Annotated in this window: 24 protein-coding genes and 1 tRNA gene; 12 read left to right on the top strand and 13 right to left on the bottom strand. The window is 68.0% G+C overall.

Annotated elements, in window-relative coordinates:
• Nucleotide 1: 1 nt before the first annotated feature.
• The 3 genes from fdhD (at nucleotide 2) to QOZ99_RS10060 (ending at nucleotide 3258) form a co-directional block, all read left to right on the top strand.
• Complete coding sequence (gene fdhD, locus QOZ99_RS10070) at nucleotides 2–850, top strand: formate dehydrogenase accessory sulfurtransferase FdhD (RefSeq protein ID WP_306889836.1); 849 nt, start codon at nucleotides 2–4, stop codon at nucleotides 848–850.
• A complete protein-coding gene (locus QOZ99_RS10065; RefSeq protein WP_306889835.1) occupies nucleotides 840–1136 on the top strand; it encodes a formate dehydrogenase subunit delta in 297 nt (98 codons plus the stop codon). Before fdhD ends, QOZ99_RS10065 begins: the two co-directional genes overlap by 11 nt.
• Nucleotides 1137–1419: 283 nt before the next feature.
• Nucleotides 1420–3258, top strand: coding sequence for a monovalent cation:proton antiporter-2 (CPA2) family protein (locus QOZ99_RS10060; RefSeq protein WP_306889833.1), 1839 nt, complete (start codon nucleotides 1420–1422; stop codon nucleotides 3256–3258).
• Nucleotides 3259–3309: 51 nt separating this feature from the next.
• Here the strand turns inward: QOZ99_RS10060 and QOZ99_RS10055 are convergent, their stop codons facing one another.
• Genes QOZ99_RS10055 through gnd form a run of 3 tightly spaced genes read right to left on the bottom strand, consistent with a single transcriptional unit; the run spans nucleotide 3310 to nucleotide 6688 of the window.
• Complete coding sequence (locus QOZ99_RS10055; protein WP_306889832.1) at nucleotides 3310–4137, bottom strand: HAD family hydrolase; 828 nt, start codon at nucleotides 4135–4137, stop codon at nucleotides 3310–3312.
• Nucleotides 4134–5678, bottom strand: a complete 1545-nt coding sequence (gene zwf / locus QOZ99_RS10050; protein ID WP_306889831.1) for a glucose-6-phosphate dehydrogenase — start codon at nucleotides 5676–5678, stop codon at nucleotides 4134–4136. Before zwf ends, QOZ99_RS10055 begins: the two co-directional genes overlap by 4 nt.
• Before the next feature lie 32 nt (nucleotides 5679–5710).
• Complete coding sequence (gene gnd / locus QOZ99_RS10045; RefSeq protein ID WP_306889830.1) at nucleotides 5711–6688, bottom strand: phosphogluconate dehydrogenase (NAD(+)-dependent, decarboxylating); 978 nt, start codon at nucleotides 6686–6688, stop codon at nucleotides 5711–5713.
• A 314-nt stretch (nucleotides 6689–7002) separates the two neighbouring features.
• On the opposite strand from gnd, the gene QOZ99_RS10040 reads away from it, so the two are divergent.
• Nucleotides 7003–7158, top strand: coding sequence for a hypothetical protein (locus QOZ99_RS10040; protein ID WP_306889829.1), 156 nt, complete (start codon nucleotides 7003–7005; stop codon nucleotides 7156–7158).
• A gap of 265 nt (nucleotides 7159–7423) precedes the next feature.
• Here QOZ99_RS10040 and QOZ99_RS10035 read toward each other — a convergent pair whose 3' ends face one another.
• Nucleotides 7424–7597 carry a stress-induced acidophilic repeat motif-containing protein gene (locus tag QOZ99_RS10035; RefSeq protein ID WP_306889827.1) on the bottom strand — a complete coding sequence of 58 codons (174 nt, stop codon included), beginning with the start codon at nucleotides 7595–7597 and terminating at the stop codon, nucleotides 7424–7426.
• Between the two features lie 75 nt (nucleotides 7598–7672).
• On the opposite strand from QOZ99_RS10035, the gene QOZ99_RS10030 reads away from it, so the two are divergent.
• Nucleotides 7673–7858: a hypothetical protein gene (locus QOZ99_RS10030; RefSeq protein WP_306889826.1), complete on the top strand. Its 186-nt coding sequence runs from the start codon at nucleotides 7673–7675 to the stop codon at nucleotides 7856–7858.
• 43 nt (nucleotides 7859–7901) lie between these two features.
• Here QOZ99_RS10030 and QOZ99_RS10025 read toward each other — a convergent pair whose 3' ends face one another.
• The 3 genes from QOZ99_RS10025 to QOZ99_RS10015 form a co-directional block, all read right to left on the bottom strand.
• Nucleotides 7902–8339, bottom strand: coding sequence for a PPC domain-containing DNA-binding protein (locus QOZ99_RS10025; RefSeq protein WP_306889825.1), 438 nt, complete (start codon nucleotides 8337–8339; stop codon nucleotides 7902–7904).
• A 360-nt stretch (nucleotides 8340–8699) separates the two neighbouring features.
• Nucleotides 8700–8775 (bottom strand) — tRNA-Ala (locus QOZ99_RS10020).
• A gap of 167 nt (nucleotides 8776–8942) precedes the next feature.
• On the bottom strand, nucleotides 8943–9338 hold the full coding sequence (locus QOZ99_RS10015; protein ID WP_306889823.1) for a TIGR02300 family protein: 396 nt from the start codon (nucleotides 9336–9338) through the stop codon (nucleotides 8943–8945).
• A gap of 233 nt (nucleotides 9339–9571) precedes the next feature.
• Here QOZ99_RS10015 and aroA point away from each other — a divergent pair, with 233 nt between their 5' ends.
• The 5 genes from aroA to QOZ99_RS09990 all read left to right on the top strand — a co-directional run bounded on the left by aroA (nucleotide 9572) and on the right by QOZ99_RS09990 (nucleotide 13418).
• Nucleotides 9572–11017 (top strand): 3-phosphoshikimate 1-carboxyvinyltransferase, encoded by a 1446-nt coding sequence (gene aroA / locus QOZ99_RS10010; RefSeq protein WP_370876826.1) that lies wholly within the window; start codon nucleotides 9572–9574, stop codon nucleotides 11015–11017.
• On the top strand, nucleotides 11014–11643 hold the full coding sequence (cmk, locus tag QOZ99_RS10005; RefSeq protein ID WP_306889822.1) for a (d)CMP kinase: 630 nt from the start codon (nucleotides 11014–11016) through the stop codon (nucleotides 11641–11643). Before aroA ends, cmk begins: the two co-directional genes overlap by 4 nt.
• Before the next feature lie 184 nt (nucleotides 11644–11827).
• Entirely contained in the window at nucleotides 11828–12193 is a 366-nt protein-coding gene (locus QOZ99_RS10000; RefSeq protein ID WP_306889942.1) for a carboxymuconolactone decarboxylase family protein, read from the top strand.
• Nucleotides 12190–13071: a precorrin 6A synthase gene (locus QOZ99_RS09995; RefSeq protein ID WP_306889821.1), complete on the top strand. Its 882-nt coding sequence runs from the start codon at nucleotides 12190–12192 to the stop codon at nucleotides 13069–13071. The genes QOZ99_RS10000 and QOZ99_RS09995 overlap by 4 nt, the downstream gene beginning before the upstream one ends.
• A gap of 119 nt (nucleotides 13072–13190) precedes the next feature.
• On the top strand, nucleotides 13191–13418 hold the full coding sequence (locus tag QOZ99_RS09990; RefSeq protein ID WP_306889820.1) for a hypothetical protein: 228 nt from the start codon (nucleotides 13191–13193) through the stop codon (nucleotides 13416–13418).
• Between the two features lie 48 nt (nucleotides 13419–13466).
• On the opposite strand, the gene QOZ99_RS09985 is transcribed toward QOZ99_RS09990, so the two are convergent.
• Entirely contained in the window at nucleotides 13467–14996 is a 1530-nt protein-coding gene (locus QOZ99_RS09985; protein ID WP_306889819.1) for an EAL domain-containing protein, read from the bottom strand.
• A gap of 650 nt (nucleotides 14997–15646) precedes the next feature.
• Here QOZ99_RS09985 and rpsA point away from each other — a divergent pair.
• Entirely contained in the window at nucleotides 15647–17353 is a 1707-nt protein-coding gene (gene rpsA, locus QOZ99_RS09980) for a 30S ribosomal protein S1 (RefSeq protein ID WP_183188814.1), read from the top strand.
• A 196-nt stretch (nucleotides 17354–17549) separates the two neighbouring features.
• Here rpsA and QOZ99_RS09975 read toward each other — a convergent pair whose 3' ends face one another.
• Nucleotides 17550–17816: a hypothetical protein gene (locus tag QOZ99_RS09975; RefSeq protein ID WP_306889818.1), complete on the bottom strand. Its 267-nt coding sequence runs from the start codon at nucleotides 17814–17816 to the stop codon at nucleotides 17550–17552.
• Nucleotides 17817–18101: 285 nt separating this feature from the next.
• Here QOZ99_RS09975 and QOZ99_RS09970 point away from each other — a divergent pair, with 285 nt between their 5' ends.
• On the top strand, nucleotides 18102–18629 hold the full coding sequence (locus tag QOZ99_RS09970; protein WP_306889817.1) for a YqhA family protein: 528 nt from the start codon (nucleotides 18102–18104) through the stop codon (nucleotides 18627–18629).
• 9 nt (nucleotides 18630–18638) lie between these two features.
• Here QOZ99_RS09970 and QOZ99_RS09965 read toward each other — a convergent pair whose 3' ends face one another.
• From QOZ99_RS09965 to QOZ99_RS09950, 4 genes are all read right to left on the bottom strand, one after another.
• The gene (locus QOZ99_RS09965) at nucleotides 18639–19175 is read right to left on the bottom strand and encodes a sugar O-acetyltransferase (protein WP_306889941.1); all 537 of its coding nucleotides are present in this window, start codon (nucleotides 19173–19175) and stop codon (nucleotides 18639–18641) included.
• Between the two features lie 246 nt (nucleotides 19176–19421).
• The gene (gene hemH / locus QOZ99_RS09960) at nucleotides 19422–20477 is read right to left on the bottom strand and encodes a ferrochelatase (protein WP_306889816.1); all 1056 of its coding nucleotides are present in this window, start codon (nucleotides 20475–20477) and stop codon (nucleotides 19422–19424) included.
• Nucleotides 20478–20573: 96 nt separating this feature from the next.
• Nucleotides 20574–21278, bottom strand: coding sequence for a glutathione S-transferase N-terminal domain-containing protein (locus QOZ99_RS09955; RefSeq protein ID WP_306889940.1), 705 nt, complete (start codon nucleotides 21276–21278; stop codon nucleotides 20574–20576).
• Between the two features lie 154 nt (nucleotides 21279–21432).
• Nucleotides 21433–22860: a homospermidine synthase gene (locus QOZ99_RS09950; protein ID WP_306889815.1), complete on the bottom strand. Its 1428-nt coding sequence runs from the start codon at nucleotides 22858–22860 to the stop codon at nucleotides 21433–21435.
• Between the last annotated feature and the right edge of the window lie 22 nt (nucleotides 22861–22882).

The raw sequence follows: 22882 nt of genomic DNA, 5'->3' as shown, positions 1-22882 counted from the left end.
GATGATCCCCCCGGTCGTCCGCGTTTCCCGCCTTGCCGTCGGGCCCTCCGGCGCGAGGGCGGGCGAGCGGGCGATCCCCGAGGAGACGCCGGTCGCCATCGTGCATAACGGCTCGACCTATGCCGTGATGATGGCGACGCCGGCCGATCTCGCCGATTTCGGCTACGGCTTCAGCCTCACCGAGGGCGTCATCGGCCAATTGTCCGATGTCGAATCGATCGAGACGCTGGAATTCGACCACGAGGACGGTGTCGTCGGCGTCGAGATTCGCCTGTGGATCAATGCCGAGCGTGCCGGCCAGATGGTGGCGCGCCGCCGGCAGATCGCCGGGCCCACCGGCTGCGGCCTGTGCGGCGTGGAAAGCCTGGAACTCGCCGTCAAGCCGGCACGGGCGGTGGGGGAGGGGCGGCGCTTCACGGCGGCGGACATTTCCCGTGCCATTGCCGCGCTGTCCCCGGCGCAGACGCTCAACCACCAGACGCGGGCGGTGCATGCCGCCGCCTTCTGGGAGCGGGATGGCGGGCTGGTGGCGGTGCGCGAGGATGTCGGGCGCCACAACGCGCTGGACAAGCTGGTCGGCCATCTCCTGCGCGAGGGCCGCGAGGCGGACGGCGGCATCGTGCTGCTGACCAGCCGTGTGTCGATCGAAATGGTGCAGAAGACCGCCATGCTCGGGGCATCCGTGCTGGTGGCGGTCTCCGCGCCCACCGCGCTCGCCGTCCGCACGGCGGAAGCGGCGGGCATCACGCTGGCGGCGATCGCCCGCGATGACGGATTCGAAGTGTTCACCCACCCCCATCGCATCGCGCTGGACGGGGCAGAGAAGGAGCGGGCCGCCCATGTCGGCTAATACGATGGAACGGCTCGTCTACATGGCGAACCAGATCGGCAAGTTCTTCGAGGCGCAGAAGCACGGCCGCGCCGTGCCGGGCATTGCCAAGCACATCAAGGATTTCTGGGATCCGCGCATGCGCGCGCGCATCGAGGATCACCTGGCTGCCGGCGGCGAGGGCCTCTCCCCGCTGGTGTTCGAGGCGCTGAAGAGCCTGCCGCCGGTGAAGCGTGATTCGATTCCCACCGCCCATCCCACGGAAAACCCGCCCGGCCCGACCTCGGCGCATCACCCCGCGCATTGACGCCGGGACCGGCCCGGCTCCGATCCGCTTCTGAGAACGAACGCCCGGCTCCTGACCGGGCGTTTTGGCATATGCGCCCGCGCCATTATTGCGTCCGCACGGCAATCTGTGCCTTCCGGCCGGCGCAGGCTCACCAGCCATTTTCCTCCGGGCCGAAAGATGCTCCGATGGGGAAGCGGACCAGCGCCATAAGGTCCATAAAGCACCATTGTTCTGCCATGCGGCGGCAGCATCCCTGGCGGTAGAACGGCGCGGCGGGCAGTGGCGAGGGAGCGGATGAGCAATGCACGGTGAGGGCCAGGGATTCCTGATCGCGGCGCTGATCTTCCTGGCGACCGCCGTCATCGCGGTTCCCGTCGCCCGGCGTCTGGGGCTCTCGCCTATAGTCGGCTATCTTCTTGCCGGCGTCGCCATCGGCCCCTCCGGCATCGGCGCCTTCCGCGATCCCGAGCGAATCCTCACCGTCGCCGAGATCGGCGTCGTGCTGCTGCTGTTCATCATCGGGCTGGAATTGCAGGTCTCGCGCCTGCTGGCGCTGCGCAAGGCGATCTTCGGCATGGGCACCGCCCAGCTGGTGTTCACCGGGGCGGCCGTCGCCGTGCTCACCCATTATGCCGGCGACAGTTTCGACTGGCGCGCCGCCACCGTGGCGGGGCTCGCGCTGGCGCTGTCGGCGACCTCGATCGCGCTGCAGCTGCTGGGGGAGAATAACGGCCTCGCCCAGCCCTATGGCCAGCGCGCCTTCGCGGTGCTGCTGTTCCAGGACATGGCGGTGGTGCCGCTCATCGCCTTCCTGCCGCTGCTGGCGCCGGGCGGGCATGAGGAGCAGACCTTCACCGAATCGATGGGCCACGTGCTGATGATCGTCGCGGCCATCGCCGTCGTCATCGGCACCGGGCGCTATCTGCTGACCCCGCTATTCCGCGTGCTGGCCCATTCCGGCGCGCGCGAGGTGATGACGGCGGCGGCGCTGCTCGTGGTGCTGGGCGCCGGCGGGCTGATGGCCTCGGTCGGCATGTCGATGGCGATGGGCGCCTTCCTCGCCGGCGTGATGCTGTCCGAATCGAGCTTCCGCCACGAACTGGAAGCCAATGTCGATGCCTTCCGCGGGCTGCTGGTGGCGCTGTTCTTCATGGGCGTCGGCATGTCGATGAATCTCGACGTGGTGCTCGCCAATGCGCCGCTGCTGATCGTCGGGACGCTGTTGATCACGCTGGTCAAGGCGGTTTCGGTGTGGACGGTGTTCCGCTTCTCGGATGGCAGCCGGGCCGATGCCGTGCGCTCGGCCTCCGTGCTGACGCCGGCGGGCGAATTCTCGTTCGTGCTGTTTCCGCTGGCGCTCGGGCTCGGGCTGATCACCGCGCGCCAGAGCGACATGCTGGCCGCCTGCGCCGCCATGACCATGCTGCTCGGCCCGCCCGTGGCGCTGATCGGCGAGCGCATCGCCCAGCGGCTGGATCGCGCGGCGGCGGGCAGCGAGCCGCCCGAGGCCGATTTCAGCGAGGCGCATGGCTCGGTTCTGGTCGTCGGCTTCGGCCGCTTCGGCCAGATCGCCTCGCAATGCCTGCTGGCGCAGGGGCTGGAAGTGACCATCATCGACAATGATGTCGAGATGATCCAGAGCGCCGGGCGCTTCGGCTTCCGCATCTATTACGGCGACGGCACGCGGCTGGACGTGCTGCGCGCGGCCGGCGTCGAGCGCGCGCGCGTGGTCGCGATCTGCGTCGACAAGCGCGACACCGCCGACCGCATCGTCGAGATCCTGCAGGCCAACGTGCCCGGCGTCCGGCTGCATGTGCGGGCCTATGATCGCACCCACGCCATCACCCTGCGGGAGAAGGGCGTGGACTACGAGATCCGCGAGACCTTTGAATCGGCCCTCGCCTTCGGCGAAGCCACGCTGCGCGCCAACGGCATCGACGCCGAGACCGCCCAGGCGACGATCGTCGACGTGCGCCAGCGCGATGTCGAGCGTCTGCGCCGTCAGCGCCTGCAGCCGACCGATGACGGGCAGATCGGCTTTGTCGAGCCCGAGCCGCTCATGCCGCCCGAGCGCGCCGCCCAGCCGCTCAACCCCGAGGCGGAAGACGTGCTCAAGCACGAGACCGAATTCTCGGGCTGAGTTTGGCGCGCGGGGCGGTTCGGCTTCATGGCCGTGGCCCCGCGCGGCCTGTTACGCCCGCGGCAGCACGAACTGCTCGATGGCGTGGGCGACGCCATCCTCGGCATTGCTCAGCGTGACCAGATCCGCCTGCTGCTTGATCGCGTCGGAGGCATTGCCCATGGCGATGGAAAGGCCGCCGACCTCGAACATCGGCAGGTCGTTCGCCATGTCGCCGATCACCGCCACCTCGTCCAGCGCCACGCCGTAATGCCGGGCAAAGGCCCGCACCGCATGGCCCTTGTCGGTGCCGGGCGGCGTCAGGTCGAGATATTTGTTCTGCGAGCGCCGCGCCGTGGCGCCGTCTCCCACCAGCGCCTGCAGCTCCGGCTCGCTTTTCGCCAGCATGTCGAAATCGGTGGAGGAGAAGACGATCTTGCCGGCGCGGGCGAGGTGGTCGCCGAAATCGCTGACCAGCGTCGGCTGGAACGCGACCGTGCGGATTTCCCCGGCCACATAGGTGTTGTCGGGATCGGTGAGGTACCACTCATTGTCGGCGAACACCCAGATCGAGGCGCCGCGCGGGGCCATGATCTCGATGCAGCGGCGCGCGGCGTCTTCCGCGACGAAATGCTGCTCAAGCACGTCGAAGCCGCCGCTCAGGATGGAGCCGCCATTGAAGCCACCGAAAATATCCAGCCCCAGCGCCTCCACCAGGATCTTCATGCCGCGCGGCGGCCGGGCCGAGACGGCGGCGAACGCGACGCCCGCCGCGCGCAGCCGCGCCACCGCCTCGACCGTTGCCGGGGCGACCTGCTTCTCGCGGTTCACCAGCGTGCCGTCGACATCCGACACCATGAGGCGGATGCGGCGGGGCAGGTCTTTCTTGATATCGCTCATCGCGGGCGCTCCCGTTCCAGCGGAAGCCACTGGAAACCATCCTGGGCCAGCATCACGTCGGCCATTGCCGGCCCGTTCGAGCCGGCCGAATAGAATTGCACGTCGTCTTCGCCGCCCCGGACCGCCTCGATGATCGGCTCCACCGCCTCCCATCCGGCCTCGATCGTGTCGGCGCGCTGGAACAGCGTGGGGTCGCCGCACAGGCAGTCATAGATCAGCGTCTCATAGCCGGTGGAGGGCGCCGCCTTGAAGTAGTCGGTGTAGCGGAAGTCCATCTCGACCTCGGACAGCCGCACCTTGCGGCCGGGCACCTTGGCGGCGAAGCGCAGCGAGACGCCCTCGTCCGGCTGGACGTGGATGACCATGAGGTTCGGCTTGAGCGCGGTCGGCAGATGGCGGAACAGCACGCCCGGCGCGCGCTTGAACTGGATGGCGATCTCCGTGCGCCGCACGCCGAGCGCCTTGCCGGTGCGCACATAGAAGGGAACGCCGTTCCAGCGCCACGAATCGACGAAGCATTTCAGCGCCACATAGGTCTCGGTGCGGCTCTTCGGATCGACATCCTTCTCCGCGCGATAGTCCTTCACCGCCTCGCCATTGACGAAGCCGGCGCGGTACTGGCCGCGCACGGCGCTGCCGATCGCGTCGCTCGGGCGCATGTGGCGGATGGCCTCGATCACCTTGGTCTTTTCGGTGCGCACGGCGTCGGCGTCGAAGGAATTGGGCGGCTCCATCGCGGTCATGGCGAGGAGCTGGAACATGTGGTTCGGTACCATGTCGCACAGCGCGCCGGTCGCGTCGTAGAAACGCCCGCGCTGCTCCACCGTCACCGTCTCGGCGGCGGTGATCTGGATATGGTCGATATATTCCTTGCTCCAGATCGGCTCGAAGATGCCGTTGCCGAAGCGCAGCGCCATCATGTTCTGCACCGTTTCCTTGCCGAGGAAATGGTCGATCCGGTAGATCTGCCGCTCGCTGGCCACCGCCAGCAGGCGCCGGTTCAGCGCCTTCGCCGAGGGCAGGTCGGTGCCGAACGGCTTTTCCACCACGACATGGCGGAAGGCGCCGGCCTCCTCGTTGAGCAGGCCGGCAGCGCCCAGCTGCTCGGAGATGGTGGCGAAGAATCGCGGGGCCACCGCGAGGTAGAACACCGCGTTCCCGGTTTGCTGCGCGCGCGCCGCCTGGCGTTCGCGGATGCGCCCGTATGTGGCGGGGTCCTCGAAGTTGCCGGCAATGTAGCCGATGCGATTCATCAGCCATTTCCAGGTCTCGCCCTCGGTGTCGAGCGAGCCTGGCAGGTTCTTCACCTCGTCCGTGAGATAGGCGCGGTAATCCTCCTCGCTGCGCTCGACGCCATCGACGCCGATGACGGCGAAGTTGTCGTCGAGAACGCCCTCATTGGCGAGGTTGTAGATCGAGGGCAGCAGCAGTCGCTTGGTCAGGTCGCCGGAGGCACCGAAGATGAAGAAGGTCGAGGCCGGTGCCCGCGCCGCATCGGGCGCCAGCACCTTCTGGCCGAGAACGACGGTCTCGCTTCCCATGGAACTTGTCTACTCGCTTGCTGGCCGCGGGATCACTTCTTGAATTCGGTATGGCCGCCGAACTGGAAGCGCATGGCCGAGAGCATCTTCTCGCCGAACGTGTGTTCCTGCCGCGAGCGGAAGCGGGTGTAGAGCGCGGCCGAGAGCACTTCCGCCGACACCGCCTCCTCGATCGCGGCCATGACCGTCCAGCGTCCCTCGCCCGAATCGGCGACTTCACCCGGGAAGTCCCCGAGGGTGTCGTCCTTGGTCAGCGCGATGGCGGTGAGGTCGAGCAGCCAGGACGAGACCACGCTGCCGCGCCGCCACACTTCGGCAATGTCGGCCATGTCGAGCGAGAAGCGCTCGTTCTCGGGCAGCGCGGTCGAATCCTTGTGCTTGAGGATCTCGAAGCCTTCGGCATAGGCCTGCATCAGCCCATATTCGATGCCGTTATGCACCATCTTGACGAAATGGCCTGAGCCGGCCGGGCCGGCATGCATGTAGCCCTGCTCGACCCGCTTGTCGCGCCCCTCGCGGCCGGGGGTGAGCGGAATCTCGCCGCGGCCGGGCGCCAGCGCGGCGAAGATCGGATCGAGATGATCCACCGCCGCCTTGGCGCCGCCGATCATCATGCAATAGCCGCGCTCCAGCCCCCACACGCCCCCCGAGGTGCCGACATCGACATAGGCGATGCCCTGCTCGACCAGGCTGGCGGCGCGCCGGATGTCGTCCTTGTAGAAGCTGTTGCCGCCGTCGATGATGATGTCGCCCGGCGCGAGCAGCGCGGCAAGCTCCGTCACCGTCGCCTCGGTCGGCCCGCCCGCCGGCAGCATGACCCACACCGCGCGCGGCGCGTCCAGCTTGGCGACGACATCGGCAAGGCCGGAGGCGCCGGTATTGCCTTCGGCGGCCAGCCCCTTCACGGCGTCCTCGTTGCGGTCCCAGACCACGCAGGCATGGCCGGCCTTCGTGAGCCGGCGTGCAATATTCCCGCCCATGCGGCCAAGACCGACAATTCCGAGCTGCATCGTTGTCTCTCCCGAGTGTCTGGTGCCGAGTGATGGATGCCGACTGGTTCGCGCCGGCGGTGCGCGCCGGGCAATCGGCGCCTTCCGGCAACCCTATGCCGGAGATGCGACAATTGAAACGTCGTGCGTGGCGTTAACGGCAATTGCCGACGGTGCAGGCGGTGCCGGTGTGCGTCACCCGGCGCGCCGGAGGGCCTCGATTTTGTGTGCACTGGTGAACACAAGCGACAGGTGCCGCATGCTATTGGCGGTAAATGCGTCACACAGAACAAACCGCCCGCGCCATCTGCACCCTGGATCTCAAGGGGGTGGGGGTGCGCGACGACGAAATCCCCCCTCTGGTGGACCGCTATTGGCCGGTGCTCGCCCATGAGATTCGCCAGGGCGTCGCTGTCGGCGCCTGGCCCTTCGCGGCGGAGGAAATCGCCACGCTGAGCCGCGAATACGAGGCCTTGCTGAAGCGCCGCTGAGCGGCGGGCGTGGCTCCAGCCCGCCACGTTCGGCGCGGACCGTATCCGCCATCGTCCGGGAAAGGGTGGACGCTCCAGCCAGCCGCCGGCGCATGCGCCGCGTCGATCCTCGCGGCGCGGCGTAGCCGGCATGGCGGCGGGTGGCGCCTCCCACACGCCGCGGTCGGGTCCCGATCCGGTTCCCTATGCCGCCTGCAAGACATGGAAAACCCGCCCCGACACGGGTCGGAGCGGGTTTCATCGTCTCGGCCCGAGGCGGGCTGGGCTATGTCGTGCCGCCCTTGCCGGGCTCGCCGCGCTTTCGGCCGGCCTCGCTGTCGCGTTCGGGATGGTTGCCGAAACTGCCCGGATTGTCCTTGGCGCCGTCCTGCTGGCCACCCTGCTGGCCACCTTGCTGGCGATGATCGCCGCCGGACTGGGTGTTCGGCGAGGAAACCAAAGCCGCACGCTCGGGTTATTTCTGCGGCTCCGCGTCGGCGGGGCTGCTTCGCCAGAGCCCCGGGAGGAACAAAAGATGCGGTCAGTCCGCGAACTGCTCTTGGAAGTCGATATCGAGCTGGAGGATTACTCCTTCGCCATCTCCAGGGCCCGCAACCCGGCGCTGTCACCGCAGGAGCGGCTCAAGCTGATTCGCGCCAGTCAGGCGACCTGGGCACGGCTGGAGGCCGCCCGGCGCGAACTGGCGAAGGTCGCGGGCTGAGCCGGGCGCGGGTCGGCCGCGCTACGCCCGTCGCACGGGCCGCCTATAGCGAGATGAGCGCGAGGCCGCTCGCCGCATCCACCCGCTTGTGCAGGTGAGCGGGCGTCTCGGTCAGGATGACCTCAAGCGTCGGCCGGACCATGCCGTCCTCCAGATGGCCGGCCACCGCGACGCCGCCGCGCCTGCCGAGAACCACATGGATATGAACGGCCGGCTTGCCGTCCGGCCCGATCGCGACGTCTCCCGAGAGCGCGGCGACCTCGACCTGCTCGCGCACCGGAATCTTCTCATATTCCTTCCGCTCCCAGTCGAAATAGCTGATCGTGGCCTGGCTGAAGGCGCCGATGGCCGAAACATGGGCGGCCGTGAGGCCCTCCCGCTCGGCGACGTCGCGAAGCGCCGTCATCGCCTCGTCGCCGGTTTCAAGGATGACCGCGAAGGTGCGCAGCCCATCGACTTCCGAAAGCAGCTTGATGAACACGTCGTGCCTCTCCGTTACCCCATGGGCAACGAGAGCGATGGCGGGTTGTTCCCTCGCGCCGGGATATCCGAACGGTGATCACGCGCGGCGCAAAGCGAGCAAAGGGCCGGTGTCGCCCGCGTGTGTCGCCCGCGTGCGAATCACCCGCCGTGCCTTTGAGGCGCCGGACGTGGGCCCTCCCGACAGGGGCGCGTTTGCGGGGCGGGGCGTGAAGCCGCCCATCGCCGAACGTGATTCGCGCGTCTTGCCGGGAACGGAGCAGGGTCAGGAGAGGTAGGCGCGGCGGGAGCAATATCCCGGTGCGATGCCGGTGGCCGGCGAGGGTGAATTTCAGGATCCCGAATTTCCGGGAGGGAAGATTGGTGGAGCCAGGCGGAATCGAACCGCCGACCTCTTGAATGCCATTCAAGCGCTCTCCCAACTGAGCTATGGCCCCACCGGGGGTTGCCGGATGGGCGCCGGGCTTTCGCTCAGCGCCTTGGGTGTCTCACCCGGCGGATCGCTTCGGCGCAGTGACCGGAGCGGGATGGTCGTAAACCACAGGACGATGAGGACTGCAAGCCTTCACTTCGTGTTGGCCGCGCTGTCCCCAGCGCTTTTTCCTCAGGCTTCCTCGTCGTCCTCGATTCCGTCGCCGATCAGGTCGGCCACGTCATCATCGCCATCCTCGTCTTCTTCGAGGAAGGTGTCGTCATCGTCATCGGCTTCGACGTCCTCGTCGATCTCGATGTCGTCATCGGCCGCGGCGGCCTTGGTCGGGCTGCCGGCGGCTTCCTCGTCCGCATCCTCCAGCGAGACGAGTTCGACCTCGGCGGTCTCCTCCACCTCGGCTTCCTCGACGGGGCGGGCGGCTTCCGGCCGCGCGCGGCTGGCAATGGCCACGGCGATCGGCACGATCTGGCCGGTATAGGGCGAGATCACCGGATCCTTGTTCAGGTCGTAGAACTTGCGCCCCGTGACCGGGCAGATGCGCTTGGTACCAAGTTCAGGTTTCACCACGGTTGGCAACCTCGGGAGTGGTGATGAAAAGGGGTGCACCCATTGAACTGCCGTTCCGGCCGAGTCAAGCGCGCAATTGCAGGACCGTGACGGCGATAACGCGCTCGTGCTAGGACGGCGCCCGCCGGGATGGCGCGCCGGCGTGCGCCCGCCCCGACGAACTTCGCTCCCGGCGGAGATTACTTCCGCTAGGATGGTTGAGACTACCATCGCCGTTTGAGAAGGCCAGCGAGATGACGAGCCCCCTTTCGCCCTCCATCACGACGGCCGCGCCGGTCGCCAGTGGCCATGCCGGCGCGCCGATGCCCGCGCGTGCCGGCCTCTCGCCGGCGCTCAAGGGCACGGTCCGCGTGCCGGGCGACAAGTCGGTCTCGCATCGTTCGCTCATCTTCGGCACGCTGGCCGTGGGCGAGACCCGCATTTCCGGGCTGCTGGAAGGCGAGGACGTGCTGGGCACCGCCAGGGCCTGCGCCGCGCTCGGCGCCACGGTGGAGCGCCTTGGCGAGGGCGAGTGGCGCGTCGAGGGCGTGGGCGTGGGTGGCCTGACCCAGCCCGACGCGCCGCTCGATTTCGGCAATGCCGGCACCGGCTCGCGGCTGATGATGGGCGTCGTCGCCGGCAACCCGATCACCGCGACCTTTGACGGCGATGCCAGCCTGCGCCGCCGGCCGATGCGCCGCATCCTCGATCCCCTGGAGAGGATGGGCGTCGAGGTGCTGGACGCCGCCGAGGGCGGGCGGCTGCCGCTCACCCTCAAGGGACCGCGCGACCTGGTGCCGATCACCTATGAGAGCCCGGTTGCCTCGGCACAGATCAAGTCCGCCGTGCTGCTGGCCGGCCTCGGCGCGCCGGGCGAGACCGTATTGATCGAGAAAGAGGCGAGCCGCGACCATACCGAGCGCATGCTCGCCCATTTCGGCGCCGATGTGCGGGTGGAACCGTTCGGCGAACATGGCCGCAAGGTCACGCTCAAGGGACGGCCGGAACTGAAGCCCGCGCCGATCGCCGTGCCGGCGGACCCGTCCTCCGCCGCCTTCCCCGTGGCGGCGGCGCTCATCGTGCCGGGCTCCGACATCGTGATCGAAGGGGTGATGGTCAATCCGCTGCGCACCGGGCTGTTCATCACGCTCAAGCAAATGGGCGCCTCGATCGAGTATTTGAACGAACGCATCGAGGGTGGCGAGGACGTGGCCGACCTGCGCGTGCGCCATACCGGGCGCCTGCGCGCGGTGGAGGTGCCGGCCGAGCGCGCGCCCTCGATGATCGACGAATATCCCATCCTCGCCGTGGTGGCCGCCTATGCGCAGGGCACCACCCGCATGAACGGGCTTTCCGAGCTACGGGTGAAGGAATCCGACCGGCTCGCCGCCGTCGCCCGCGGGCTCGACGCCATCGGCGTCCATAACCGCATCGAGGGCGACGATCTCCTCGTCGAGGGCGCGGGCTCGGTCTCGGGCGGCGCGACTATCTGGACTCCCAAGGTACCGGGCGGCGGTCCGGTGGCCACCCATATGGACCACCGCATCGCCATGAGCTTCCTCGTCGCCGGTCTCGCCGCCCTGCGGCCGGTCGAGGTGGACGACGTCGCCTTCATCGCCACCTCCTTTCCCAGTTTCCTGCCGCTGATGAAGCAGCTGGGCGCGGTGATCGAGGTGGACGCGGCCGAGGGCGCGCGGTGATCATCGCCATTGACGGGCCGGCGGCCTCCGGCAAGGGCACCATCGCCCGCGCGCTGGCGGCGCATCTGGGCCTGCCGCATCTCGACACCGGCCTGCTCTACCGCGCGGTGGGGGCGGCGGCGCTGGAGACGGGCGTCGCCTTCGAGGACACCGCCGCGCTTGCCGCGCTGGCGGCCGGCCTCGATCCGGCAGGGCTCGATGCCGAGGCGCTCAAAGCCGGGCCGGTGGGCGAGGCGGCCTCGCGCGTTGCCGCCGTGCCCGCCGTGCGGGAGAAGCTGCTCAAGCTGCAGAAGGATTTCGCCGGCCAGCCGGGCGGCGCGGTGCTGGACGGGCGCGATATCGGCACCGTGATCGCGCCGGACGCCGAGTTGAAGATCTTCGTCACCGCGACGCCGCAGGCGCGCGCCGAACGGCGCTACCGGGAACTCGCTCGGCGCGGCGAGGCGGTGACGTTCGAACAGGTGCTGGCCGACATCGAGATGCGCGATGCGCGCGACAGCGGCCGGGCCAGCGCGCCGCTCATGCGGGCGCAGGATGCCGTGCTGTTCGACAATACCGGCCTGGACCGCGATGCCAGCATCGCCGCCGCGCTCGCGCTGGTGGCGGATCTGGCGGGTCGGCGCTGAGGAGGGCGGAGCGATGGCGGGCAAGGACGGGACCGGCGGCGAACGGCGCTCCGACGACAAGGCTTTCGACGACAAGGCTTTCGACGACAAGGCTTTCGACGACAAGGCTTCCACCGACAAGGCTTCCGTCGAGAAGCCTTCCACCGACGACCGGCTTGCGCGCGGCAAGGAGCGGCTCGCCACCATTACCGGCCGCTCGGGCGCCGAGGTGATGGCGGCGCTGGGGGACATCGCGCCCGATTTCGCCCGCTACATCTTCGAGTTCGGCTATGGCGACATCTATTCCCGCCCGGGGCTGGACCTGCGCACCCGCCTGCTCGCCACGGTCGCCGGGCTGGTCTGCCTCGGCCATGCCGAGAAGGAACTGGAAGTGCATGTCGGCTCGGCGCTCAATGTCGGCGCGAGCCGGGAGGAAGTGGTGGAGGCCATCATGCAGATGGCGCTCTATGCCGGCTTCCCCGCCGCGCTGAACGGGCTGTTCGTCGCCAAGCGGGTGTTTGCCGCGCGTGATGCCGAGGCGGGGCTGCAGGAGGGGCTCCAAGCGCGATGATGGACGCTGCTGGGAATGATGCGGCCACCGTGCGGCGCATCCTCGTCATCGGCATCGGCGCCGGCTCGCCGGCCCACCTCACCCTGCAGGCGATCGAGGCGATCAACCGGGCGGATGTTTTCTTCGTCTTCGACAAGGGCGAGGCGGCGGGCGAACTCGTCGGCGCCCGCGAGGCCATCCTTGCCGCCCATCGCCGCGCGCCCTGGCGCGTGGTGCCGGTGGAGAGCCCCCGACGCCGCGCGGAAGCCCGCGTGCATCCGGCGGCCGAAGGGAGCGAGGAAGGGAGCGCGGCACCCGCCGATCCCGCCCGTCCCGGCCCGGCCGGGGCCTATCGCGCCGGCGTCGCGGACTGGCACGGCGCCCGCGCCGAGCGTCTGGCACACGCGATCGCGGCACAGCTCCCGCCCGGGGGGACCGGGGCGGTGCTGGTCTGGGGCGACCCCGCGATCTACGATTCCATGCTGCGCATTCTGGAGCCGACGCGCGCGCATCTGGCGCTGGTCCTCGAGGTCATTCCCGGCATTTCCGCCATCCAGGCACTGTGCGCCGCCCATGGGCAGGTGCTGAACGCGGTGGGCGAAAAGGTCACCATCACCACCGGGCGCCGCGTGCTGGCGGATTATCCGCAGGGCGGCGAGAGCCTCGTCGTCATGCTGGACGACGGCTCCGGCCTTGCCGCGCTCATCGCCCGCGAGACGCAGGCGCGCGCGGCCGGCGCCTCGCCGCTGCTCATCTGGTGGGGGGCGTATCTGGGCATGCGCGAGGAAATGCTGGCGAGCGGCCCGCTCCATCAGGTGGGCCCCGCCATTCTCGCCCGCCGCGCGCACGCCCGCGCCCGGCGGGGCTGGATCATGGATGTGTGGCTCGTGCGGGGGTGATGCCCGGCCGCGCCCGCCCCGTTCCGCCGGCTCATGTCTGTCCTATGCCGCCGAACCCTTCATTGCCGGCGGCGGCCGGGTACGCCTAAACTCGCGGGCGTCCATTCGGAGACAGCTCAATGGCGACCAGCCCGCTTTCCCCCCTCTCCACCGCGCCGCCGGTCCGGGAGCCCGCTCCCGCTCATCCCGAGGAGATAAAGGCGGTGTTCGAGGCGAGGCTTGGCCGATTCGCGACCTTCCAGGCCAGCGCGCGCGTCACGCCCGCCGGGGTGGTGACGGCGGGGATCGCTGGAACCGCCCTGCTGTTCGGCGTCGCGGCCGTGCTGCGCGCCTGCCTGAGGCGGTGAGGAGCTTGAAGGAACGCGCGCCGCGCCGCGACGGCATGGCTCTGCCGTTCAGGCGATGGTGAAGGCCGGAGGGACCTCCGGGACGCCATGGGCGGCGCGATTGGCGCGGCAGAAGGCGATGTATTCCTGTGCCGGCAGGGCGGGGGAAAACAGCCATCCTTGCGCGAAGCCCACCTTCTGCCGGCGCAGATAGTCGGCCTGGGCCTCGGTCTCGACGCCTTCGGCGACGATCTGCAGCATCAGTTCGCGCGCCATGGCGATGATATGGTCGGTCACGTGCCGGGTGGGGGCGTCGGTGCCCACCGCCTCGATGAAGCTCTTGTCGATCTTCAGCGCGTCGACCGGCAGGCGCTGGAGATATTGCAGGCTGGAATAGCCGGTGCCGAAATCGTCGATCGCGGTCATGTGACCGCGCCGGTGCAGCTCGGCGAGCGTGACCCGCGCGCCCTCGATGTCGACGAAGCTCCGCTCCGTCGCCTCCACCCAGATCTGCTGCGGCTCGATGGCGGTACGGGCGAGCTTGTCATCAAGCGCGGCCAGGATACGCCCCGAGCTTATGTCGGCGGCTCCCACATTGATGGAAATGTGCTGGCGGCGGTCGTTGCGCAGCAAGTCGCCGAGATCGGCGACCACGGCTTCCAGCACCTGATCGGTGATCGGCTCGATGAAGCCGGTATACTCGGCCAGCGGTATGAACAGGTCGGGTCCCACCAGCGTTCCGTCGGGCCGGCGCCAGCGCACCAACGCCTCCGCGCCGATGCAGCGAGAGGTCGCCAATTCGATGATCGGCTGGTAGTGCACGACGAATTCATGCTGGCGCACGGCCAGTTCCAGTTCGCCGCGCGGCGACAGCCGGCGTCGCATCAGCCAGCAGGCGATGCCTCCGAACAGCACCGCGAGGGGAACGGTGACGCTGAGCAGCAGGTACTTCGTGGCATCCAGCTGCTGGGAGAAGCTGGGCCTCGGCAGGCGGACGGTCACCTTCCAGCCTTCCGCTTCGCGACTGGCGACGAGGTCCCCCGCGCGGGGCGGCTCCCTCTCCGCCTCGCCGGCCTTTCGCGGGGCGGTGACGAGCGCGATGCCGCTTGGCGCGATCACTTCGACCCGCGCGTCCGGGTCGGTCGGCTGGAGCACGAAGCGTACCTGCGCGACCAGCACGCTGTGCTTGCCGAGCTTGATCACCATTACCGGCCAGCGGCGCAGGATGGTGCCGGCGAAATTGACGCTGAGACCGATGCCGTCCGGAAGCCAGGCATGCACCGGCGCGCCTTGAATCGGCCGTGTGATGGGCCCCCAGGCGGTGCAGCGCACGAGGTCGTCGTCCACATAGGCGAGATTGTCGGCCGCCAGCGAATTCGCCATGAGGTCGCGCAGGAGGGCGATATGTTGCGGCGAGCAGGGTGGCAGCTCGGTCTCGGTTGCCGCGTGCAGCGTGGCGCGCGCGTCGGCAAACACGGACAGCGCCTGCGCGACGGCCTCGCTGGCCAGCAGATCGACGCGGTCCTGCTGCGCGTTGATGGATACGCGCCAGGACAGAAAAAAGGCAAGCGCCAGTGGCAGCAGCATTCCTGCGGCCACGATCAGCATTGCCTCAATGACCACGCGCCACCGACGCACCCGGAGCGTTCCCTCGGCTTTGCGGCGGGAACCCGCCTTCCCCCCCACGCGGACCTCGGCAATTGCCGTTCGCGCAAGCTCCCTCACGGCAAGAATGCAGCAAAATCATAAAGAAATCCGCTGCAATCGGGTTTCTCGCGCCGTTTCACTTCCTTCGGCGAGGGACGTTCTCCCGATCGAGCAAGTTCTGTTTACCATATTTAAATACCTCCTGTCGCCACCTATCGACGTTGCGCGTCTGGCCCGCGCGCCGAGTCCACATCTTGCTCTTGGGCGCATCTTGCGCTAAGGCAACGCGCGTCCGAGCGCCCGTCAGGGTGACGCGGCCGAGGGGAGGGCCGGCGAAGCGGGAACCGCGTCGCCGCAGGCATGGAGGCAGCCCGCCCCGCCGCTATCGAACACATCCGCCTATTCGATCCGGAATTCCAGGATGGCCGTGCCGTTTTCGGCCGGCGTCGGGGTCCGGGTGCCTCGAAGACCACGTTCCTGACGCCGCGGCCAATGCGCCGGGCTTCGCGAGAGGTTGCAGCGGGAAGCGCCATGTCCCGATGCCCGCGGTGAAGGGAACGATTATCAACCCCGTACCGGCGCCGTGGCGATCAGGAGTATTAATGTCCGCAGCTCAAACCCTGAGTTCCGCGCGCGAAGATTTCGCCGCGCTGCTCGAAGAAAGCTTCACCCTTGCCGAGCCGGCCGAAGGCGCGGTCGTCAAGGGTATCGTGGTCGCGATCGAGAAGGATCTCGCGATCATCGATATCGGCCTCAAGACCGAAGGCCGTGTGGCGCTGAAGGAATTTGCCGGCCCCGGCCGCGACCAGGTCATCAAGGTCGGCGACGAGGTTGAAGTCTATCTGGAGCGCGTCGAGAACGCGCTCGGCGAAGCCGTCCTGTCGCGCGACAAGGCCCGCCGCGAAGAGAGCTGGGTCCGTCTCGAGAAGGCGTTCAACGCCACCGAGAAGGTCACCGGCGTGATCTTCAACCAGGTGAAGGGCGGCTTCACCGTCGATCTCGACGGCGCCGTGGCCTTCCTGCCGCGTTCGCAGGTCGATATCCGCCCGATCCGCGACGTCGGCCCGCTGATGCACAACCCGCAGCCGTTCCAGATCCTCAAGATGGATCGCCGCCGCGGCAACATCGTCGTCTCGCGCCGCACGGTTCTCGAAGAGACCCGCGCCGAGCAGCGTCACGAGCTGGTGCAGAACCTCGAAGAAGGTCAGGTCATTGACGGCGTGGTCAAGAACATCACCGATTACGGTGCGTTCGTCGACCTCGGCGGCATTGACGGCCTGCTGCATGTCACCGACATCGCCTGGCGCCGCGTGAACCACCCGACCGAAGTGCTGAATATCGGCCAGACGGTCAAGGTGAAGATCATCAAGATCAACCACGAGACCCACCGCATCTCGCTCGGCATGAAGCAGCTGCTCGGCGATCCGTGGGAGGGCATCGAGGCCAAGTACCCGGTCGGCGCGCGCTTCAAGGGTCGCGTCACCAACATCACCGACTACGGCGCGTTCGTCGAGCTGGAGCCGGGGATCGAGGGCCTCATTCACGTTTCCGAGATGAGCTGGACCAAGAAGAACGTCCACCCGGGCAAGATCGTCGCCACCTCGCAGGAAGTGGAAGTGGCGATCCTCGAGGTCGATCCGGTCAAGCGCCGCATCTCGCTGGGCCTCAAGCAGACCCTGCAGAACCCCTGGGAAGCCTTCGCCGAGAAGTATCCCTCGGGCGCCACCGTCGAGGGCGAGGTCAAGAACAAGACCGAGTTCGGCCTGTTCCTGGGTCTCGATGGCGATGTCGACGGCATGGTCCACCTCTCGGACCTCGACTGGAACCGTCCGGGCGAGCAGGTCATCGACGAGTTCAAGAAGGGCGACGTGATCAAGGCGGTCGTTCTCGACGTGGATGTCGAGAAGGAGCGCATCTCGCTCGGCGTGAAGCAGCTCGCCGGCGACCCCTTCCAGGATTCCGGCGAGATCCGCAAGGGTGCGATCGTCACCTGCGAAGTGCTCGACGTGAAGGAAGGCGGCGTGGACGTGAAGATCGCCGGTTCCGACCTGACGACCTTCGTGAAGCGCTCGGAACTGGCCCGCGACCGCGGCGACCAGCGCCCCGATCGCTTCGCGGTCGGCGAGAAGTTCGACGCCCGCGTCATCCTGTTCGACCGCAAGGCCCGCAAGGTCCAGGTGTCGATCAAGGCGCTGGAAATCGCCGAAGAGAAGGAAGCCGTGGCGCAGTTCGGTTCGCAGGATTCGGGCGCTTCGCTCGGCGACATCCTGGGCGCCGCGCTCAAGAAGGCGTCCGAGAAGGCCGACTGAGGGAGCGGCGCGGGCCCTTGGCCTCCGCCCCCTGACGGTTGACAGATAGGGACGGCCGGCGTGGTGACACGCCGGCCGTTTCGTTTTGGGCGGCTCGAACGGTTTCCGGCGCGTTCGGTTCACCGGAATAGTTCTAACTTATTGTTCCGACGCATTTTCTTCACGCGAACCGGAATCCACTTCGCTCGAAAATGCTCTAGATCTGCGGCGGCGCTTCGACCGGCGGCGGCAGGCTGTCGGGCGGCAGTTCCTGCGGCACGTTGCCCGGCAGGATGTCCGGATCGCCGCGGCCCGGCGGGGGGATGTCGGGCCCGGTATCGGGCTGGTCGGGATCCTCGAGGGGGGTCGGTGGGCTATCCGGGGATTCGGCCGGCGCGGGGATATCCGGCCCGCCCGGCTCGGGGCTGCGCGGCGGGCTGGCGAAATGGGGCGCGTTGGGCTGGGGAGCGTTGGGCTGGGCCATGGGCAGGTTCTCCGTTTTCCTCTGTCGAGGGCAACGGGCCCGGCGGCGCGGGGTTCCCTTCCCTGCAAGCCGGGCGAGAGCGATCGGCCGCCAATGGCATGGCGCTGCCGGGTTGCGGAACCGGCCGCGAACGGGCCTGCAGCATTTCCCGTTTCACGGAATCGAGGAAATGCTTCAGCTTGTTGAAATTGCGCGCTGTCTTGACGCGAACCGGTATCCACTTCGCTCGAAAACGCTCTAAGTGACGCCAGCTTGCGCCGCGGTTCGGCATTGAGGGGGACGTTCATGCCACGCACGGATTCGGGTTCTCTCGCGCGCCTCATCGTGCGGGTCGTGCTGGTGAGTCGCTGGGCGATGGTGCCGCTCTTTGTCGGCCTCGCCATCGGCCTCGTGCTGCTGGTCATCGCCTTCGCGTTGCGGCTGTGGAGCTTCGCGCTCCAGATCACCACGATGAGCGAGACCGCCGTGATCATGGAACTGCTGACCCTGCTCGACCTCGTGCTGGTCGGCGGGCTGATCGTGATCGTGATCCAGTCCGGCTACGAGAATTTCGTCGAGAAGATCGACCGCCGGCACGCCCCGGATTCGCCGGCCTGGATGACGCGGATCAGCTTTTCCGGGCTCAAGCTCAAGCTGTTCGCCTCGCTGATGTCGATCGCCGCCATCACCCTGCTCAAGGCGCTGATGCGGCTGGAACTCGATGTGAGCGAGACGCAGGTGCGCTGGCTGATGGCGGCAAGCGTGATCTTTCTCGCGGCCTACGCGGTGCTCGCCTTCACCGACCGCTACACCCATAGCGGCGACGACGACTGAGCCGGCCCGTCACCCGCGCAGGCGCGCGGGATTGCCGAGCGCGGTGGCGCCCGGGGGGACATCCTTCGTCACCACCGCGCCGGCGCCGATCACGGCGTCGTCGCCAATGGTGATGCCCGGCAGGAGGATGGCGCCGCCGCCGATCCACACATGGCGGCCGATCCGCACCGGGCGGCCGAATTCCAGCCCGGTGCGGCGCGTGGCGGCATCGCGCGGATGGTCGGCGGTGTAGATCTGCACCATGGGGCCGATCTGCGTGCCCTCGCCGATGCTCACCTCCACCACGTCGAGCACCACGCAGTTGAAGTTGAGAAAGGCGCCGGCCCCGAGCCTGATGTTGAAACCGTAGTCGCAATGGAAGGGCGGGCGGATCACCGCGCCCTCGCCCACCGCGCCCAGCCGTTCCCGCAGGAGCGCATCGCGCTCCGCCTGCGGCGCGCCGAGGGCGCCATTATAGCGCGCCATCCAGGCGAAGGCGGCTGCCTGCGCGGCGACGATCTCCGGATCGGCGGCGTGGTAGAGTTCGCCGGCGAGCATCTTCTGCATCGGGCTGCGGGCGGAAATATCCGGCACGGCGATCCTCCTTGCGCGACATTCCGGCCCGGTGTCGGGGCCGTATGCCGTCCTCTCATTGCGGAGGGGACCGTGAGGCGCAAAACACGTTCGGTTTCGCGATGAAAGGAACGCCGCGCCGCCCGTATCGGCCGGGAGGGTACTGGCGCCTGTCGCGCAACATCCGCACCGCGTTCATGCCGGCGATCGGTCGAGGCGAGGGGCGCCGCGCCGCGGACCCTACAGCTCCACCCAGCCCTTCAGCTCGCGGCGGACCACCGCTTCCAGCACCTTGATGCCGTCCGGCGTGTCGTTGAGGCAGGGGATGAAGTGGAACTTCTCGCCGCCGCTATGGTGGAAGATCTCGGCATTCTCGCCGGCGATCTCCTCCAGCGTCTCCAGGCAATCGGCCACGAAGCCGGGGGTGATGACGGCGAGCCGCTTCACGCCGGACTGCGCCAGTGCCTCCACCGTCTTGTCGGTATAGGGCTGCAGCCACTCCGCCTTGCCGAAGCGCGACTGGAAGGTGAGGCGGAGCTTGCCCTCCGGCCAGCCGAGCGCCTCGCGCACCAGCCGCGTGGTCTGGTAGCAATAGCAATGATAGGGGTCGCCCTTCTCGAAATATTCCTTCGGGATGCCGTGGAAGGAGGCGAGCACCAGCTCCGGCTCCCAGTCCAGCGTGGCGAGCGAGGAGCGGATCGAATTGGCGATGCCTTCGATATAGGCCGGCTCGTCCGGCCAGTGCGGGGCAACGCGCAGCACCGGCTGCCAGCGCATTTTCTTCAGCGCGTCGAAGGCGGCATCGCACACGGTGGCCGAGGTGGCGGCGGCATATTGGGGATAGAGCGGCACCAGCAGCAGGCGCTCGCAGCCCTGTGCCTGCAGCGCCGCGATGCGCGAGGCGATGGACGGGTTGCCGTAACGCATCGCCCAGTCGAACACGAGCCGGTCGGAAAGCGGGCCCAGCGCCGCGTCGAGCTTCTCCGACTGCGCACGGGTGATGGTGCGCAGCGGTCCCTCGTTGCGCTCCGTGTTCCAGATCGTCGCGTAGTCCTTGCCCTTGGCCTGCGGCCGCCGCGACAGGATGATGACGTTGAGAATGAACCACCACAGGACGCGGTTGACCTCGATCACCCGCCGATCGGAGAGGAACTCCTTGAGATAGCGCCGCATCGACCAGTAATCGGTGCCGTCGGGCGTGCCGAGATTGACGATCAGCACGCCGATCTTGCCGAATTTCACCGGCGGATGGCCGGCCGGCAGGTGCGAGGTGGAGCGCACACCGGGGGGCGTCATGTTCTGGTTCATCTTCGGTCCCGACCTGTCGCTGTCGCCCGCTTATAGGCGAATCCAGCCTTCATGCCACCACGCCGGCGGCATCGCTTATACGCGTCAGGCGCGCGCGGGGATTTCCAGCCCGCGCTGCACGGCGGGGCGATCGAGCCCGCGCGCCAGCCAGGCCGGCACATGGGTCAGCGCGGCATAATCGACCAGTTCGCCCGCGCCGTAGAAGCCGACAAGATTGCGCACCCAGCCGAGCGTGGCGATGTCGGCAATGGTGTAATCCGCGCCCATGATCCAGTCGCGGCCCTCCAGCCGGTGCTCCAGCAGGCCGAGCAGGCGCTTGGCTTCCGTGACGTAGCGGTCGCGCGGACGCTTGTCCTCATAGGCCGCGCCGGCGAATTTGTGGAAGAAGCCGACCTGGCCGAACATCGGCCCGATGGCCGCCATCTGCCACATCACCCACTGGATGGTCTGGTAGCGCGCCGCGGGGTCGGCGGGCAGGAATTTCCCGGTCTTCTCCGCGAGATAGAGCAGGATGGCGCCGGATTCGAACAGCGCCAGCGGCTGGCCGCCCGGGCCATCGGGATCGAGGATCGCCGGAATCTTGCCATTGGGGTTGAGCGCGAGGAAGTCGCCCGTCCAGCTCTCGTCCCTCATAATGTTGACCGTGTGCGCCTCATAGGGCAGCCCGGTCTCCTCCAGCATGATGGACACTTTCACGCCATTGGGCGTGGGGAAGGAATAGAGCTGCAGCCTTTCGGGATGGGCGGCCGGCCAGCGGCTGGCGATCGGGAAGGCGGAGAGATCGGTCACGGGGGCGCTCATGGGGGCTCCGGGCGGGCGAGGAATGCTGCTCGCTTACTTAGGCGCGCGGTGCCGGTGCGCCAGAGGGAAAAGCCCGCCGGCATCCCCTATAAAACGGCCGGGACATGCCCGGCCGCGTCGTCTTTGGCTTCGGGCGATCCGCTCACCGCACCAGGATGTTGCGGAACTGCCAGGGATCGGTCTCGTCGAGTTCCTCGGGGAACAGGCCCGGCCGGCCGTCCAGCGGCGTCCAGTCGGTGTAGTAGCCCGCCACCGTGCCGAGATAGGGCTTCTGGATATCGAGGCAGCGGCGATAATCCATCTCGTCGGTCTCGACGATGCCGGCCTCCGGGTTCTCCAGCGCCCACACCATGCCGGCCAGCACGGCGGACGTCACCTGAAGGCCGGTCGCGGTCTGGTAGGGGGCGAGGTTGCGCGCCTCCTGGATGGTGAGCTGCGAGCCGAACCAATAGGCATTCTTCGCGTGGCCATAGAGCAGCACGCCCAGTTCGTCGCGCCCGTCGACGATCTCGTGCTCGTCGAGAATGGTCCAGTCGCCGGAGAACCTGCCCTCATTGCCGAACAGCTCATGCCACGACACCAGCGCGTCGTTGCAGGGATGGTAGGCATAGTGGCAGGTCGGGCGGAAGCTCACCTGCGCGCCGTTGCGCACGGTGAAATAGTCGGCAATCGAGATCGACTCGTTATGCGTCACCAGGAAGCCGTGCTGGGCGCCGAGGCTCGGGCACCAGGTGCGTACCTTGGTGGCGGCACCGGGCTGCATCAGGTAGATCGCCGAGCCGGCGCCGAAATTATGGGTGTGGCCGTTGGCCGGCATCCATTTCTCATGGGTGCCCCAGCCCAGCTCGGCCGGCTGCAGGCCTTCCGAGACGAAGCCCTCGACCGACCAGGTGTTGACGAAGGTGCCGAACGGGCGCGGGTCGCGCGCGCGCTGGGTGTCGCGCTCGGCGATGTGCAGGCCCTTGACGCCGAGCCGGCTCATCAATTCCGCCCAGCCCTCGCGGCTGGCCGGCTCCTCGAATGCGAGGCCGGTGTCGTGGGCGAGGTTGACGAGTGCCTGCTTGACGAACCAGGACACCATGCCGGGATTGGCGCCGCAGCACGATACCGCCGTCGGCCCGCCCGGCTGGGCGCGCTTGGCCTTGAGCATGGATTCGCGCAGCGCGTAATTGGAGCGGCTGGCGGGCGTGGCGTCCTTGTCGAAATAGAAGCCGAGCCACGGCTCGACCACCGTGTCGATATAGAGGGCGCCGCATTCGCGGGCGAGCATCATCAGGTCGACCGAGCCGGTATCGACCGAGAGGTTCACCACGAAGCCGCGCCCGCCGGAAGTGAGCAGGGGTGTCAGGATCTCGCGGTAGTTTTCCCGGGTGATGGCCAGTTGCAGGAAAGCTATGCCGCGCTCATCCAGCAGGGCGCGATGGTCGTCCACCGGATCGATGACGGTCAGGCGCTCCTTGTCGAAATCGAAATGCCGCTCCAGCAGCGGCAGGGTGCCACGACCGATCGAGCCGAAGCCGATCATCACGATGGGACCGTCGATTTTTCCATAGACAGGCCAGACTGACATTCTCGGGGGGACTCCTTTGACT

It is taken from the genome of Ancylobacter amanitiformis (assembly GCF_030814815.1).
Taxonomy (GTDB): Bacteria; Pseudomonadota; Alphaproteobacteria; order Rhizobiales; family Xanthobacteraceae; genus Ancylobacter; species Ancylobacter amanitiformis.
Note: the sequence above shows the minus strand (reverse complement) of the source record. Positions and strands in the feature narration are given on the sequence as shown.